The organism is Micromonospora sp. NPDC005367 (assembly GCF_040606825.1).
Lineage (GTDB): Bacteria > Actinomycetota > Actinomycetes > Mycobacteriales > Micromonosporaceae > Micromonospora.
Genome location: NZ_JBEXFP010000036.1, coordinates 20,153 through 34,370, shown reverse-complemented (window position 1 = coordinate 34,370; position 14,218 = coordinate 20,153). Strand labels below are relative to the sequence as shown.

The following is a 14,218-nucleotide window of genomic DNA, read 5'->3' as shown; positions in this document are numbered from 1 at the left end:
TCAGATGCAGGGCAAGAATTCTTCTTGGTCGAATGCTGGCGTAACCCAATCGAGAGGAATGCGGACCATGCACGACCTTTCTCGTCGCAAACTGCTCGGCGCGGCGGCGGCCGTCGGCGCCGGGGCGGTCGTCTTCCCGGGAATCCTCGCCGACGGCACTTCCGCCCTCGCCGCAGATGGCAGGGATCTGTCCTCCGGCGCGAAATGCCCGCCGGCAGAACTGACCGGCCGCGTCGTCCGTTTCGGGGACCCCGAATATCCGACCGCGAGCCTCGGCTGGGACGAACTCTTCGTACGCAATCCGCTGGTCATCGTCTTCGCCCAGGAGACCCAGGACGTGGTCAACGCCCTCACCTGGGCACGGCAGCACGACGTGGCCCTGCGGGTACGCAGTGGCCGGCACAGCCTCGAGGGTTGGTCGAACGTGGACAACGGCATCGTGATCGACGTCAGCGAGCTGAAGTCCGCCGACATCGACGCTGCCACCCGCATCGCGAAAGTCGGCGCCGGGCTCAATCAGTTGGAGGCGGTCACCACGCTCGCCGAGCACGACCTCGCAGTCACGACTGGAACGGAGGGAAGCGTGGGCCTGTCCGGCGCGACCCTCGGCGGCGGCTTCGGCTTCCTCACCCGCTACCTCGGCATGGCCTGCGACAGCCTGATAGGGGCGGAAATCGTCGTCGCCTCCGGTGCCGACGGCGCGAGGGCGATCGAGGTCGACCTGGACAACCACGCGGACCTGCTCTGGGCGCTGCGCGGAGCGGGAAACGGCAACTTCGGGATCGTCACCTCACTCACCTACAAGGCGGCTCGACTCAGGAGCGTGGCCTACCTGCAAGCCACCTGGGAAGGCATCGACGACCTGCACGGGGTTTTCGACACCTGGCAGCGCACCGCGCCGTTCAGCGACCGCCGCCTCGGAACCCAACTCGAAATCCACAAATCCCAGATCCTGCTGTTCGGCGTGCTCGCGGATGGTTCGGAGGAAGAGGTAAAGGAGTTGCTCCGCCCGATCCTCTCGATCGGGAACCCCGAGATCACGGTGCAGACCGGCGGCTGGGGCGACATATACGCCGGATTCCAGACCCCGAGTGAGGACGATCCGGCGAACTGGAAGTTCTTCTCGCAGTTCACCAATGAGCCGCTTCCGAAGAAGGCGATCAGCGTGATCCGTGCCTTCATGGAGGACGCCCCCTCGGATGCCAGCAACTTCTTCACGCAGGCCTTCGGCACGGGGGCTCAGCGGAGCGAGCCCCGCGGCGGCACCGCGTTCCCGCACCGCGACGCGCTCTTCTACTCCGAGCCCGGCGCGGGCTGGGGCACCCGCGGGGTGCCAGACAGCGGCGACGCGCTCACCCCGGTCGCTCAGAACTGGATCGCCGAGTTCAGTCAGGCGCTGCGGCCCTACGTCGACGGCGCGTACGTCAACGTGCCGAACATCGCAATGGCGGAGTGGGAAACCGCCTACTGGGGGCCGAACGTCGATCGGCTGCGCAGGATCAAGGGGAAGTACGACCCGCACAACGTCTTCCAGTACGAGCAGAGTATCCCGCCGGCGTCTTGCTGAGCGGTGGAAAGGTGGCGTCCGGCCGCGGGGTGAGGATTCCTCGCCCCGCGCGGACGTTCGCCGCGGCACCGGCCGAACCACCGGTCGCCCTGGCCTGACACACTCAGCGGCGTGTTGATCACCGTCACCCTGCGGAACGTCGGTACCGCGGCCATCGCGGTCGGGCTGCTCATCGCCATGCTCACCCTCGGCACGACCACTGACCGCCCGTTCATCCTGGCCTGGCTGTTCGTCCTCATCGGTCTCGGCCTGCGACTGGAGGCCGCTGTTCGCGCCAGAACCCAGCCGGACCGAGGCGCCGACCACTGACCCTCCTGGCGGTACACAATCGTGAGCGGCACGCGCGACATGTCGGCGCGGCCGCGGCGCCGCCGCACGGGTCGGGTGTGGCCGGCGTCGACCGCCGCGAGACGTCGAAGGCTTCTTGATCGTTGAGCCGGTGCCGCTTCGAGCCGGCCCATCGTGAGCTGGAGGAACTGTGCGAGATCATCCGCAGGCGATGGCCCCGGACGACCGCGTCGAGCCAGTGCCTCGCCGGGTCCGCGCGTACCTCGCCGGCGAGCTGGTGCTGGACACCAGGCGGGCACAGTACGTGTGGGAGTGGCCGTTCTACCCCCACTACTACATCCCGCTCAGCGACGTGAACCGCAGTCTGCTGGTCGATGAGCACCGCACGGAGCGGATCCCGTGTGGGACCGGACAGGTGCACGGGCTGCGCGTCGGTGAGACGTCCCGCCCGTCGTCCGCTCGATGCTACGGAGGCGACGCGCTGCCCGGACTGGCGGACACGATCCGGTTCGACTGGGCTGCGATGGACAGCTGGTTCGAGGAGGACGAAGAGGTCTTCGTGCACCCCCGCGACCCGTACACCCGGGTCGATGCGCTGCGGTCCACCCGGCGGGTACGGGTGGAACTCGACGGGCTCGTACTGGCCGAGTCGGCGTCACCGGTGCTGGTCTTCGAAACCGGGCTGCCCACCCGCTACTACCTCAACCGGACCGAGGTGAACTTCGAGCACCTCGTGGGGTCGAGGACGACGACCGCCTGTCCGTACAAGGGCCGGACGAGCCGCTACTGGTCGGTACGCGTCGGCGACACCGTCCACCCGGACCTCGCCTGGTCGTACGAGTTCCCCACCAGCGCGCTCCTCCCGATCGCCGGGCTGGTCGCCTTCTACAACGAGAAAGTCGACCTGGTCGTCGACGGCCAGCGGCTCACCCGGCCGAAGACGCACTTCTCCTGACGGCGACCGTCGGCCGGCCGAGCACCGCACCGGGCGGCAGCGCTCCCACCGGCGGGTATCCCCCAGCTGGACCTGCCCCTCGGGTCGCCGGTGCGGTCGGCCACGTCGCGTCCGCCGCGCGTGGTCGCATCCCGGCCCGGCCGCTGTGACGGCGAGCACACCGCGTCACGGACGGCGTCGCAGTCCTGTCTCGGCTGCTGGAGAAATCCCCGAAGCCACGACGGCGTCGCGTATCAGCAGGAGAAGGACGGGTGCCGCGGTGAGAACCGGCCGGCTTGAGGCGTTCAGTGATGGCGTGCTCGCCATCATCATCACGATCATGGTGCTGGAGCTGAAGGTCCCGGAGGGGCACAGCTACTTCGACCTCATCCACACCAGCGGAGTCGGGCTGCTGGTGTATCTGCTCAGCTTCGTGTTCGTGGGCATCTACTGGAACACCCACCATCAGATGTTCCACCTGGTTCGCCAGGTCAGCGGCGGTGCGCTGTGGGCAAACCTAGGGCTGTTGTTCTGCCTCTCGCTCGTCCCGTTCACGACCGCCTGGGTCTCCGAATCGAAGTTCGAACAGACTCCGGTCGTCATCTACGGCCTGAACCTGCTCAGCGCCGCGATCGCCTACGTCGTACTCCAAACGGTGATCATCCGGCAGGAGGGACCGGACTCACCGCTGCACCGGGCCGTCGGAGCCGACCTCAAGGGCAAGCTCTCCATCGCGTTCGACGTCGCCGGCGTCCTCAGTGCCCTGACGATCGACCGGGACGGGCAGGTCGGTGTCTGGATCGCCATGACATGCTTCGTCCTCATCGTGATCATGTGGGTCGTCCCCGACCGCCGCATCTACCGTGCGCTGCATCAGAACGAGGCTCCCGCCTGAGGGCCTGCGGCCGGTGAGGCAGGACCCCGCTTACACCGCCGGGACACCGGTAGCGCGCCTATGGGCGGCACTTTTCTGGAGATGTCACAGGCCGGGATGTTCCCGGTCTTAACTAGTGACCGGATGGCAACTGGTGCCCCGGTCAACAGGAAGGATCGACATGAAGATCGTGGTGGTCGGCGGCACCGGCCTGATCGGGTCGAAGCTCGTGGCGAAGCTTCGCGAACAGGGTCACGACGCGGTGCCCGCGTCGCCGAAGACCGGCGTCAACACCATCACCGGCGAGGGCCTGGCCGAGGCGTTGGCCGGCGCGTCCGTGGTGGTCGATGTGGCGAACGCCCCCTCATGGGAGGACGAGGCGGTGCTCGAGTTCTTCAAGACCTCCACCCGGAACCTGCTGGCCGCGGACGCGGCGGCCGGTGTCGGGCACCACGTGGCCCTGTCGATCGTGGGGACGGATCGACTGCCCGAGAACGGCTACTTCCGAGCGAAGCTCGCGCAGGAGAAGCTGATCGAAGATTCGTCGATCCCGTTCTCGATCGTGCACGCGACGCAGTTCTTCGAGTTCGTCAAGGGCATCGCCGACTCCGCCGCGGACGGTGACACGGTCCGGATGGCACCCGTACTCTTCCAGCCCATGGCCGGCGACGAGGTGGCCGAGGCTCTCGGCCGGGTGTCGGTTGGCTCGCCGGTGAACGGTCGGGTCGAGATCGCCGGTCCTGAGCAGCTCCGGATGGACGAGTTCTTCCGCAACGCCCTGGCTGCTCTGGGTGATCCGCGAGAGGTGGCCACCGACCCGCACGCCCGCTACTTCGGCTCCGAGTTGGACGAGCGGAGTCTGGTGCCGGACGACGGGGCGGTGCTCGGGGAGATCAAGTACGCCGACTGGCTGGACCGGACCGGGTCCGGTAGGTAACACGACGCCCAGCTGCGCGACCGTCTCGCGGCGGGGGCACGGTCATCCGGGCGTCTCCGGGCTGCCTGTCGGCGGCGCTCCGGTAGGAGCTTGGCCGATCCGACGTGGTGTCACTCCGCTCCGCTCGGGTAGTCCCCGCCCATGGAGGGCGGACGAATCGCCGAGCACGGCTTCCTGGCCGATGGCCGCCGCGCGGCGCTGGTGGACCGCAACGGCTCGGTGAACTGGTGGTGCCCCGCACGGTTCGACGCTCCGTCGGTCTTCGCCAACCTGCTCGACGAGAACGCCGGGCACTGGGAGATCCGACCGGAAGGCGGGTTCAGCACGGAACGTGCCTACCTGACCGACACACTCGTGCTTCGTACCGCGGCGGCGGGCCGGAGGTTCAGGCCACGGTACGCGCCGACATTCCGACCCTCTGGGCGCTGATCTTCAACGACCGCACGGTCGCGGCGGCCGTCGACGCCGGCGACGTGGAGGTGTCCGGCGACCGGGAAGTCGCCCAACAGTTCTTCCGACTCTTCGGGATCTGACCGCCCGCCCACACCGACCTCGACACCTGACGGACGACGTCCCGTCAGAGGCCCTGCCCGACCTCCACCAGGTACCCGTCGGGGTCACGCAGATAGCAGCGGATCTCCGTGCCGTGGTCCTTCGGCTCGGTGATGAAGTCCGCGCCCCTGGCCTTCCACTCCGAATGAAGTTTCCGGATGTTCCGGACCCGAATGTTCATCGCGCAGCTCAGAATGTTGGGATCCGGGGGCGCCTTGGCCTGCACCATCGGCTTGTCGTCCGTCGGGCCACCCTCGACGTTGATGATGATGTAGCTGTTGAAGAATCTCATGATCAGTGGGTTGCTCTCGTGGACACACGTGGCTCCGAAGACCCGCTCGTAGAACTCGCGGGATCGCTCCACGTCCCGGACGATGAGCAGAGTCGCGAGAAACATGCCGTCGGCAGGCTCGAAATAGTCGGGTGCCGGATTGACCAAGGCCATGACCACCCCCAGGGAAATCAACGCGGGGGTGTCCCCGATGCGGATCTGCCCAAACCTGGGGCGACCGTGCCGTCCGCCTCGTGGGTGCCGCCGCGGCCCGGTTGCGTCTCCGGAAGCAGGCCACAGGTCGAAGCTCCGTGGCCTATGGTGAAGAGCCGGCACGCCCGCCGTCGGCCCACGGGCGGCGCGACGCGAGCATCACGATCATGGCCGTTGACCTCACCTCGTCCAGCCGGAGGGCGGAGCGATGACCAAGCTGACGTCGCGGTGCCGGGTGCCGACGGATCAACCCTCCCGCGCCAGCAGGTCGCCCGCCGAGGCGGCCGTCGCCAGCGCTCGCCCGGCCGACACCGCGCCGACACCGAACGCGCCCGCCGTCCACCACCGCTGAGATGGACTGGGCCGGATGGGCATTGTTCGGGCTGGTCGCCACCACGGCGCTCACCGCGGCGCTGACCGCCGCCCAACTGGCCGGCCTCACTCGTATCGACTTTCCGCTGCTACTCGGAACCCTCGTCACCGAGGACCCCGACCGCGCCCGCGTCGTCGGCTTCTTCCTGCACCTCGGCGCCGGTCAGGGCTTCGCCCTCGGCTACACGGCCGCGTTCGCCCTGCTGCACCGCGCCACCTGGTGGATCGGGGCGCTGCTCGGGGCCGTTCACGTCGGAATCGCGCTGACGGTGCTCCTGCCGCTGCTGCCGGGCGTACACCCGCACATGGCCTCCCAACGTGCGGGCCCGGCCAGCACGGCGGTGCTGGAGCCGCCCGGCCTGTTCGCCCTCAACTACGGCAACCAGACCCCGGCGATCGCGGCCGTCGTCCACATCATGTACGGGGTGGTCCTCGGAGTGCTTCTCCATCCGCACTGACCCGCGTCCGGCGACTTCTCGGGAGGCGATCTCCATGACCGGCCGGTCCGACGCGACCAGTCCCCGATCCCCCACGCCGATCAGCGACTACGGCCTGCTGGGCGACACCCGCACCGCCGCCCTCGTCGCCGCCGACGGCGCCGTCGACTGGCTCTGCGTTCCCCGCTTCGACGGCGAGCCCCTGTTCGGTCGGCTGATCGGAGGGCCGGACGCGGGAACGTACCGGGTCGGTCCGGCCCAACCAGCCCCCGTCGTCGAACGGCGCTACCGCGGGCACAGCGCCACCCTGGAGACGACCTGGGCGGTGGGCGACAGCCGACTCACCCTCACCGAGGCCATGATTGCCGAGGTCAGCGGCCGACTGCTACCCACGACACTGATCGTGCGGCGGCTCTCGACCGAGCAAGCGGCCGTCGACGCCGTCGTCGACTTCGACCCCCGCCTCGGCGTACGGCACCGCCGACCCCGGGTCCAGCACCGGAACCAGGCCCTGGTGTGTCAGTGGGGGTCGCTCGCCGTCGCGCTGAGCAGCAGCCCGACGCTCGCCATCGAACCCGGCCGGCCTACCGTGATCACGGTCCGGCCCGGTCGGCCGGTCACCCTCGTGCTGGCCGTGGCGCACCGCGAACCGCTGATCCACGTCGAGCCGGCGGTCGCCTGGGAACTGCTCAACGAGGACGAGGAACGCTGGCGAGCCTGGACCGCCGAGATCGACGAGTCGCTGCCCTTCCGGGAACACGTCGTACGAAGCCTGCTCACCATGCGGCTGCTGACCTACTCGCCCTCACGAGCCCCGGTAGCCGCACCCACGACGTCGCTGCCCGAGGATCCCGGCGGAACCCGGAACTGGGACTACCGCTTCGTCTGGCCCCGGGACGCCAGCATCTGCGTCAGCGCCTTCCTCAGCGTCGGCAAACCCGACGAGGCCCGTGGTTTCCTCGCCTGGCTGCTGCACGCCAGCCGGCTGCAACGGCCACGACTGCCGGCCCTGCTCACCCTGCACGGCCGGCACGTACCGCCCGAACGGGAACTGCCCGACTGGCCCGGCTACCTCGACAGCGTCCCGGTACGGATCGGCAACGCCGCCGCCGGGCAACACCAACTCGACGGCTACGGCTGGGTGATCGACGCCGCCTGGGCGTTCGTGCAGGCCGGGCAGCGCCTCTACAGCGAGACGTGGCGGGCGGTGCGCGGCTTCGCCGACGTGGTCGCCCGATGCTGGCAGGAGCCCGACGCCGGCATCTGGGAGGTCCGCGAACCCGCCCAACACATACATTCCAAACTCATGGGCTGGCTCGCCCTGGACCGGGCCCTGCGCATCGCCGACACCCACCCCCTGCCCGACCGGCAACGCCGACGCTGGCAGGAGGCACGAGACGCCATCGCCGCCGAGGTCCGGGTGTCCGGCTTCGACGCGACGGCGGCCAGCTACGTCCGTGGCTACGAATCCCGGGACCTCGACGCGGCAGTGCTGGTCCTGCCGTTGCTCGGCATGGACAGCGCCGATTCGCCCCGGGTCCGGGGCACCATCGACGCCATCCGGGACCGGCTCTCCGCCGGCGGTCCGCTGCTGTACCGCTACCGTCCGGGAGACGACGGCCTCCCCGGCACCGAGGGCGCGTTCCTGCCCTGTTCGTTCTGGCTCGTCCAGGCTCTGGCCAGCACCGGACGTCGCAGCGAGGCGATCGAGCTGTTCCGGGCCATGCTCGACCTCGCCAGCCCGCTCGGTCTCTACCCCGAGGAGATGGCTCCCGCGACCGGAGTCCACCTCGGCAACTACCCGCAGACACTGACCCACGCTGCGCTCGTCCAAGCCGCGCTCGCCATTCGCGACGCACCCCGGTAGCCGGGCGCGTCAGTCGGCGATCTGCGCCACCGATTGGGCGGCGACCGCGAGCAGTGCGGGGTCGCCGGTGCGGGCGTACGCGTCGATGGCGGTGTCGACGAACTTGATCGCGTGAGCGTCCCCGCTGTCCAGCGCGCGGAGCATGATCTCGTCGAGGTTCAGCCCACCGCCGACGGTCGGGACGGGTCGCCCCTCGGCCGGGGCGTAGGCGGCGGTGACCGCGGCCGTCGCGGCCCAGGCGGCGGCGAGGCTCGGCGCCCGAAGGGCGGACGGCAGGGCCGGTAGGGCCCGCAGGACGGCGTTCGGCGCGGTGGCGGCGTGCACCAGCATGATCGGGTTGGCGTACCCGTGCGTGCCGTACCGGGCCACGGCGGCGTCCACGACGTCGGCGAGCCGGGTCGACACGTCGTCGCTGGAACTGCCGGGCACCGCGCCGGCCGCCGCCGGCCAGGCAGCCAGGTCCGCCAGTTGGGCCAGGCGAGCCCGGATGCCGGAGCGCTGGTCGGGTACGCGGGGAACCGCGTCGAGCGCGGACCGCGCGTCGGTTGCCCGGTACGGTCCGGCGCCGGGCGATGCGAGGGGCTGCCACCGCGCCGCCCAGTAGGCCAGTCCCTGGCCCAGTTCGGCGACCCGCGGCCCGGTCTCGCCGTCGAGCAGGGCCCGCACGGCGTGGCCGACGCGGATCACCCCGTGGGTGGCGCCCGCGGCGATGCCGGGCAGCAACCGCGGCCACCACCGGACGAGGACCGTTCGCCACTGTTCACCGGCGAGCGCGCGGTCGAAGAAGTTCAGCCAGTCGCCGGTACGTACCGGGTCGCCGAGCGGATCACGCCACTCGTCCTCCGGGATGGTGCGGATTCCTCGTGGTCGCTCTTCCAACTGGTGGGCGTAGGAGTCGAACCATCGGTGAACGCTCCGCTCGTGTCCGCGCTGCACCAGCGCCTCGGCCGCCATCGGCGCGTGGTTGGACAGCCAGCCGTTCCGCTCCGGGCCGGTGTGGTGCACCCGCTCGTACACCTCGTCAAGCACTGAATCCGTCATGTGAACAACCTTGCAAGCTGAACAATGCTTGAGGTCAAGCCGAGGTCGCCAAGATGCTCCCGACACCAGCCCGTGGGCGGTAGCCCGACCGGGTGAACGGCGCTCAGCACGGACCAGCCGGGATGGGCTTACGGCATGCTGCGATCGACGATGCCGGGGTGGAGAGGAATTCCAGATGGCAGACGGCGACGTGCCAGACCGGATGCAGGCGGCGGCCCTCGACGAGTTCGGCGGTCCGGAGGTGATCACTCCGCGCATACTGCCCGTGCCGCAGATCGCCGACGACGAGATCCTGATCAAGGTCTGGAGTGCCGGCGTGGGCGTGTGGGACGCCCTCGAGCGGGAGGGCATGCTGGTGCCCGAAGGTGCCTCGTTCCCGATCGTGCCCGGCACCGACTGCGCGGGGACGGTCGTCGCCGCGGGCGGTCAGGTGGCCGACGTGGCCGTCGGTGACCTGGTCTACGTGTACGACGCCGCCCGCCCGAAGGGCGGTTTCTACGCCGAGTACGCGGCGACCAAGGCACAGTACGCCGCTAAGCTCCCGGCGGGAGTCCCGGTGGAACACGCGGGAGCGATGCCCACCGACGCGTTGACCGCGTTGGCGGGGTTGGACGTCCTCGGGCTGCCGGCCGGAGCCTGGCTGCTGATCTTCGGCGCGAGCGGCGGTCAGGGACATCTGGCCGTGCAGTTGGCCAAACGGCAGGACCTCAACGTGATCGCCGTGGCGTCCGGAGCCGACGGCGTGGCACTGGTGACCCGGCTCGGCGCCGACGTGGCCCTCGACGGCCACGGCGACATCGCCGACGTGCTGGCGCGGATCCGCGAGGTCGCGCCGGACGGCGTCGACGGCCTGCTCGCCATGGCGGGCGGCAACACGGTGGACCGGCTCAGCGAGACGCTGCGTGACGGTGCCGTGCTCGCGTACGCCAACGGGGTGCAACCGGTGCCGAACGAGCGACCCGGCATGACGGTCCAGGCGTACGACGGCCGGACCGGCCCCGAGCAGCTGCAGCGCCTCAACCAGCTCATCGAGGCGGGCCCGTTCCAGGTGCACGTCGCCGAGAAGTTCCCGCTGGGACGGGCGGCGGAGGCGCATCGACGCCTGCGGACCTCCTACCCGGGCAAGCTGCTGCTCACCGTGCGCTGAGCGCCCGCCCCCGCCCGCCCGTACGCTCAGAGGTCGCCGTACTCGCCGACCTGCCGCCCACCGACCCAGGTGCGCAGGATCCCGGTCTGCCACATCGCCCGGCTGGCCGGCAGATGGAACGGGTCCAGGTCGGTGATCACGAAGTCGGCCCACTTGCCCGGTTCGAGAGTGCCGATCACCCGCTCCTGGTGTGCGGCGTACGCGGCGTCCAGGGTGAACGACCGCAGCGCCTCGACGGGGGTCATGGCCTCCTCGGAGTACCACCCGCCGGCCGGTCGGCCCTCCCGGTCGGTGCGGGTCACGGCGGCGTGCATGCCCTCGAAGGGCAGGGCGGAGGAGACCGGCAGGTCGGAGCCGGAGGCGATGACGGTGCCCTGGTCGAGCATCTTGCGCCACGCGTACGCGCCCTTGATGCGCTCCGGGCCCACCCGGTCCTCGGCCATGTTCATGTCGTCGGTCGCGTGCACCGGCTGCATCGACGCGATGAGGTCCAGCTTCTTGAACCGCGGGATGTCGTCGAGCGCGACGACCTGGGCGTGTTCGATCCGGTGCCGCAGGCCCCGGTCCCCGACCCGACGGAAGGCTTTCTCATACGCGTCGAGGACGAGCCGGTTACCGCGGTCGCCGATGGCGTGGACCGCCACCTGGTAGCCCTGGCGGAGAATCGCCACGACCCTCCGGTCCAGCTCCTCGGGTTCGATGCGCAGCAGGCCGGTGTTGGCGGGGTCGTCGCTGTAGGGCTCGAGCAGGGCGGCGCCCCGGCTGCCCAGCGCCCCGTCGACGTAGAGCTTCACGGTGCGTACGCGAAGCATGTCGTCCGCGAACGAGTCCGTGCGGACGTCGGCGCCGACCTCGGTGAACGCGTCCCAGCTCAGGAAGGCGTTCACCCGCATCGTCAGCGTGCCCGCGCCGGCCAGCTCGCGCAGGATCAGGTAGCCGGCGGCGTCGGTCCCGGCGTCGGAGATGGAGGTGATGCCGACGGCGTTGAGCTTCTGCTGCGCGGTGAGGGCGCGCTGGCGTACGTCCTCGATCGTCGGTGCGGGAAGCTTCGAGGAGACCAGGCCCATCGCGTTGTCGATGAACGTCCCGGTCGGGTTGCCGTCCGCGTCGCGGATGATCTGGCCGCCGGCGGGGTCCGGGGTGTCCCGGGTGACGCCGGCGAGAGTCAGCGCCGCGGTGTTGGCCACCCCGGCGTGGCCGTCGACCCGGGTCAGCCACACCGGCCGGTCGCTGACGACCACGTCGAGGTCGGCCGCGGTCGGGAATCGGCCCAGTCCCCAGATGACCTGGTTCCAGCCCCGTCCGGTGATCCAGGTCAGGTCCGGGTTGGCGGCGGCGTACGCGGCGAGGGCCTGCTGCGCCTCGGCGAGGGTCCGGGTGCCGCTGAGGTCCAGTTCCGAGGCCAGGGCGCCGTAGCTCCACAGGTGGCCGTGGGCGTCGTGCATGCCGGGGAGCAGGACGCGGCCCTTGCCGTTGACGCGTCGTACGCCCCGGCCCGCGTGCGCGTCGAGCCCGGCGACCTTTCCGTTCGCGGCGATCAGGATGCTGGAGAACTCGCGCAGCCGCCCCTTGCGGGTGAGGGTGTAGCCGCGGACGTTCTCCACCAGGACCGGCCCTCGGCCGGTGCCGTGCGACGTGGCGGCCTGGGCAGCGCTGCCGGGCAGTGCCGGGAGCACGGCGGCGCCGACACCGATACCGAGCAGTCTCAGGAGCTGGGCGCGGGTGAGGGTCGGGCTGGGGGGCGGGGTGGCGCAGGCCTCACACACGGGGACTCCTCGGCGGTTTCGAGCAGCGTGAGTCGTCCACGCGACGGGCGGCCGGCGTAGGCCCGGCAGAGATCCGCCACATCGACGGCTTCCTTCGCGCCGACGCTATCAGCGACGAAGATCAATGGTCAAGATCGGTGGAGACGAGCCCACCACGGCAGAGAACGCGTCCGCGCCTCGATCCTCACGAGGTCTTTGGCGCGCCGCCGGCGAGCACGGACCCTCGGGCCTCGGCCCGACCCTCGTCCCTGGCCTGGGCGAGCAGTTGCGCGAGCCGCCGCCGGCGTCGCCGGACGACGATGCGGCAGGCGATGACGAGCGCGGCCAGGACGACCACGAGAGCCAACTGCGGCCAGGGCAGGACCCAGACCGTCACGGTGGCCGAGCCAGGCCGCATCTCGGCGCCCGCCGCGTCGCCGGCGAGGACGGAGGGTACGGCCTCGACGGTCGTGCGGACCGGCCCCAGCCCCCACACCCCGGCCACCCGGGCCTCGGCTCTCCTGCTGCCACCGGGCAGCAGCTCCGCGACGGCGGTGCGGGCCTTCGGTTCGGCCAGGCCGAACAGTTCGGCGGCGGTCACCCGGCCGTTTCCGGTCACCGCGACGTTGCCGTCGTTCGTCGCGGTGTACGTGACGTGGACGGTCCCGGCTGAGAACGGATTCCACGAACGCTCGTACCTGGCCGCGACGTCGCCGATCGCCAGGGCCGCCGTGACCGTGCCGGTGGCGCGCATCATGACCCGGAAGCCGACCCGGCTCTCGACGGCGACCGTGCCTCCGCTGCTGGTGACCGTGGCCGCGATACCGGCCGGGTGATCGCCCGGAGTGGCGTCGCGCGGCACGGTGATGGTGAACGGCACCACCTTCGTCTGCTTGGGCCCGACGGTGACCGTCTCCTGCACCTCGATCCAGGTCCCGCCGTCCACGGACGCGCGGTTGGACGGGAGCATGTTGAACCGCCCCTTGTCGGTGAGGTAGCCGTCGGCCGCCTTCAACGCGAAGACCACCGGCCCGTCGCTGAAGTTACGCACGGCCAGGTGCTCGGTAACCACCTGCCCGGGATCGAGGGCCACCTCGACCCAGCGGCGACCGTCCGGCCCCTTCTCGTCGGCCGGTTGCACCGCCCAGGTCAGGGTGGGACTCGTCGGCTGTGTCCGCGCGCCGGCGGGCGCGAGCGGCACGGCGACGAGCACCGCGGCCAGCACGGTGAGCAACCGCGACGCGATTCGGGTCATGACGAGTCCTCCGGGGCAGCGGGGTGGCGGTGGGGGCCGCTGCCGCGCGGCCCCCACCATGCTTCTACTCGAAGAGGGACAGGGTCAACGTCGAGGTGTACGAACCGGCCTCGATGTCCGCCGGGGTACGCAGGAACAGGTCGGCGTCGACCGTGTAGGCGTCGCCGGCCACCGCTCCGGAGTCGAACGTCGACACCAGCAGCTCCTGGTCGACGAGGCCCACGTTGTTGCCGGGCTGGGTCGGCTCGTCGAGGACGGTGACCACCTCCTCGCCCTCGGCGACGAGACCGGTGTCGCCGCCGTCGATCAGCCGCGGCTTCCAGCCCAGGTGGCCGGCGCTGATCGGCGCCTGCCCGGCGCCGCCGACGAAGTCGGTGGCACTACCGAGCACCGCCCACGCCGCGTTGTCGGGCACCTCCTCGGGGGTACGGGTGTCCGTGACCGTCACCGTCGGCAGGGTGCCGACGAACTGGCGCAGCAGCAGGGTCGAGCCGTCCTCCGCCAGCGCCACCGAGTCACCGGCGACCGACATGGCCAGCACCCCCGGTTCCTCGATCTCCTCGATGTCGACCGTCACCTGCACGTCCGTGCTGTCGCCGGGCTCGGCGACGGCCGGCGCCGGCAACGCCACGCCTCCTGCCAGGACAGCACCGGCGGCGCCCGCCGCGACCCACCGCTTGCGACTCCACGTTCTCATTCGACGCTCCGTTGTCGTTGT

The 14,218-nt window shown here is 70.5% G+C and carries 14 protein-coding genes; 9 read left to right on the top strand and 5 right to left on the bottom strand.

Annotated features, from left to right (window positions below):
- Positions 1-67 precede the first annotated feature (67 nt).
- The 6 genes from ABZS42_RS22650 to ABZS42_RS22625 all read left to right on the top strand — a co-directional run bounded on the left by ABZS42_RS22650 (position 68) and on the right by ABZS42_RS22625 (position 5,029).
- Complete coding sequence (locus ABZS42_RS22650) at positions 68-1,567, top strand: FAD-binding oxidoreductase (RefSeq protein WP_355148303.1); 1,500 nt, start codon at positions 68-70, stop codon at positions 1,565-1,567.
- Positions 1,568-1,678: 111 nt separating this feature from the next.
- Positions 1,679-1,876 (top strand): hypothetical protein, encoded by a 198-nt coding sequence (locus ABZS42_RS22645; RefSeq protein WP_355148301.1) that lies wholly within the window; start codon positions 1,679-1,681, stop codon positions 1,874-1,876.
- Between the two features lie 169 nt (positions 1,877-2,045).
- Positions 2,046-2,810 (top strand): DUF427 domain-containing protein, encoded by a 765-nt coding sequence (locus ABZS42_RS22640; protein WP_355148299.1) that lies wholly within the window; start codon positions 2,046-2,048, stop codon positions 2,808-2,810.
- Positions 2,811-3,069: 259 nt separating this feature from the next.
- The gene (locus tag ABZS42_RS22635) at positions 3,070-3,684 is read left to right on the top strand and encodes a TMEM175 family protein (protein WP_355148297.1); all 615 of its coding nucleotides are present in this window, start codon (positions 3,070-3,072) and stop codon (positions 3,682-3,684) included.
- Between the two features lie 160 nt (positions 3,685-3,844).
- Entirely contained in the window at positions 3,845-4,600 is a 756-nt protein-coding gene (locus ABZS42_RS22630; RefSeq protein ID WP_355148295.1) for an SDR family oxidoreductase, read from the top strand.
- 141 nt (positions 4,601-4,741) lie between these two features.
- Entirely contained in the window at positions 4,742-5,029 is a 288-nt protein-coding gene (locus ABZS42_RS22625; protein WP_355148293.1) for a trehalase-like domain-containing protein, read from the top strand.
- A gap of 148 nt (positions 5,030-5,177) precedes the next feature.
- On the opposite strand, the gene ABZS42_RS22620 is transcribed toward ABZS42_RS22625, so the two are convergent.
- Positions 5,178-5,549 (bottom strand): VOC family protein, encoded by a 372-nt coding sequence (locus tag ABZS42_RS22620; protein ID WP_355148291.1) that lies wholly within the window; start codon positions 5,547-5,549, stop codon positions 5,178-5,180.
- Positions 5,550-5,989: 440 nt separating this feature from the next.
- Between ABZS42_RS22620 and ABZS42_RS22615 the strand changes: the two genes are divergently transcribed.
- Positions 5,990-6,466, top strand: coding sequence for a hypothetical protein (locus ABZS42_RS22615; protein ID WP_355148289.1), 477 nt, complete (start codon positions 5,990-5,992; stop codon positions 6,464-6,466).
- A gap of 34 nt (positions 6,467-6,500) precedes the next feature.
- Complete coding sequence (locus ABZS42_RS22610; protein ID WP_355148287.1) at positions 6,501-8,312, top strand: glycoside hydrolase family 15 protein; 1,812 nt, start codon at positions 6,501-6,503, stop codon at positions 8,310-8,312.
- A gap of 9 nt (positions 8,313-8,321) precedes the next feature.
- Here ABZS42_RS22610 and ABZS42_RS22605 read toward each other — a convergent pair whose 3' ends face one another.
- Positions 8,322-9,353 (bottom strand): questin oxidase family protein, encoded by a 1,032-nt coding sequence (locus ABZS42_RS22605; RefSeq protein ID WP_355148285.1) that lies wholly within the window; start codon positions 9,351-9,353, stop codon positions 8,322-8,324.
- Between the two features lie 175 nt (positions 9,354-9,528).
- Here ABZS42_RS22605 and ABZS42_RS22600 point away from each other — a divergent pair, with 175 nt between their 5' ends.
- Positions 9,529-10,500, top strand: a complete 972-nt coding sequence (locus ABZS42_RS22600; protein ID WP_355148283.1) for an NADP-dependent oxidoreductase — start codon at positions 9,529-9,531, stop codon at positions 10,498-10,500.
- A gap of 26 nt (positions 10,501-10,526) precedes the next feature.
- Here the strand turns inward: ABZS42_RS22600 and ABZS42_RS22595 are convergent, their stop codons facing one another.
- The 3 genes from ABZS42_RS22595 to ABZS42_RS22585 all read right to left on the bottom strand — a co-directional run bounded on the left by ABZS42_RS22595 (position 10,527) and on the right by ABZS42_RS22585 (position 14,197).
- A complete protein-coding gene (locus ABZS42_RS22595) occupies positions 10,527-12,266 on the bottom strand; it encodes an amidohydrolase (protein WP_355148281.1) in 1,740 nt (579 codons plus the stop codon).
- A gap of 184 nt (positions 12,267-12,450) precedes the next feature.
- A complete protein-coding gene (locus tag ABZS42_RS22590) occupies positions 12,451-13,500 on the bottom strand; it encodes a DUF916 domain-containing protein (RefSeq protein ID WP_355148279.1) in 1,050 nt (349 codons plus the stop codon).
- Positions 13,501-13,564: 64 nt separating this feature from the next.
- Positions 13,565-14,197 carry a hypothetical protein gene (locus ABZS42_RS22585; protein ID WP_355148277.1) on the bottom strand — a complete coding sequence of 211 codons (633 nt, stop codon included), beginning with the start codon at positions 14,195-14,197 and terminating at the stop codon, positions 13,565-13,567.
- Positions 14,198-14,218: the final 21 nt, after the last annotated feature.

Excerpts from the sequence above, each read along its gene's own strand:
- ABZS42_RS22620 (WP_355148291.1), bottom strand. The coding sequence starts at position 5,549 with ATGTTTCTCGCGACTCTGCTCATCGTCCGGGACGTGGAGCGATCCCGC.
- ABZS42_RS22585 (WP_355148277.1), bottom strand. The coding sequence starts at position 14,197 with ATGAGAACGTGGAGTCGCAAGCGGTGGGTCGCGGCGGGCGCCGCCGGT.
- ABZS42_RS22625 (WP_355148293.1), top strand. The coding sequence starts at position 4,742 with ATGGAGGGCGGACGAATCGCCGAGCACGGCTTCCTGGCCGATGGCCGC.
- ABZS42_RS22615 (WP_355148289.1), top strand. The coding sequence starts at position 5,990 with ATGGACTGGGCCGGATGGGCATTGTTCGGGCTGGTCGCCACCACGGCG.
- ABZS42_RS22650 (WP_355148303.1), top strand. The coding sequence starts at position 68 with ATGCACGACCTTTCTCGTCGCAAACTGCTCGGCGCGGCGGCGGCCGTC.
- ABZS42_RS22590 (WP_355148279.1), bottom strand. The coding sequence starts at position 13,500 with ATGACCCGAATCGCGTCGCGGTTGCTCACCGTGCTGGCCGCGGTGCTC.
- ABZS42_RS22610 (WP_355148287.1), top strand. The coding sequence starts at position 6,501 with ATGACCGGCCGGTCCGACGCGACCAGTCCCCGATCCCCCACGCCGATC.
- ABZS42_RS22605 (WP_355148285.1), bottom strand. The coding sequence starts at position 9,353 with ATGACGGATTCAGTGCTTGACGAGGTGTACGAGCGGGTGCACCACACC.
- ABZS42_RS22630 (WP_355148295.1), top strand. The coding sequence starts at position 3,845 with ATGAAGATCGTGGTGGTCGGCGGCACCGGCCTGATCGGGTCGAAGCTC.
- ABZS42_RS22600 (WP_355148283.1), top strand. The coding sequence starts at position 9,529 with ATGGCAGACGGCGACGTGCCAGACCGGATGCAGGCGGCGGCCCTCGAC.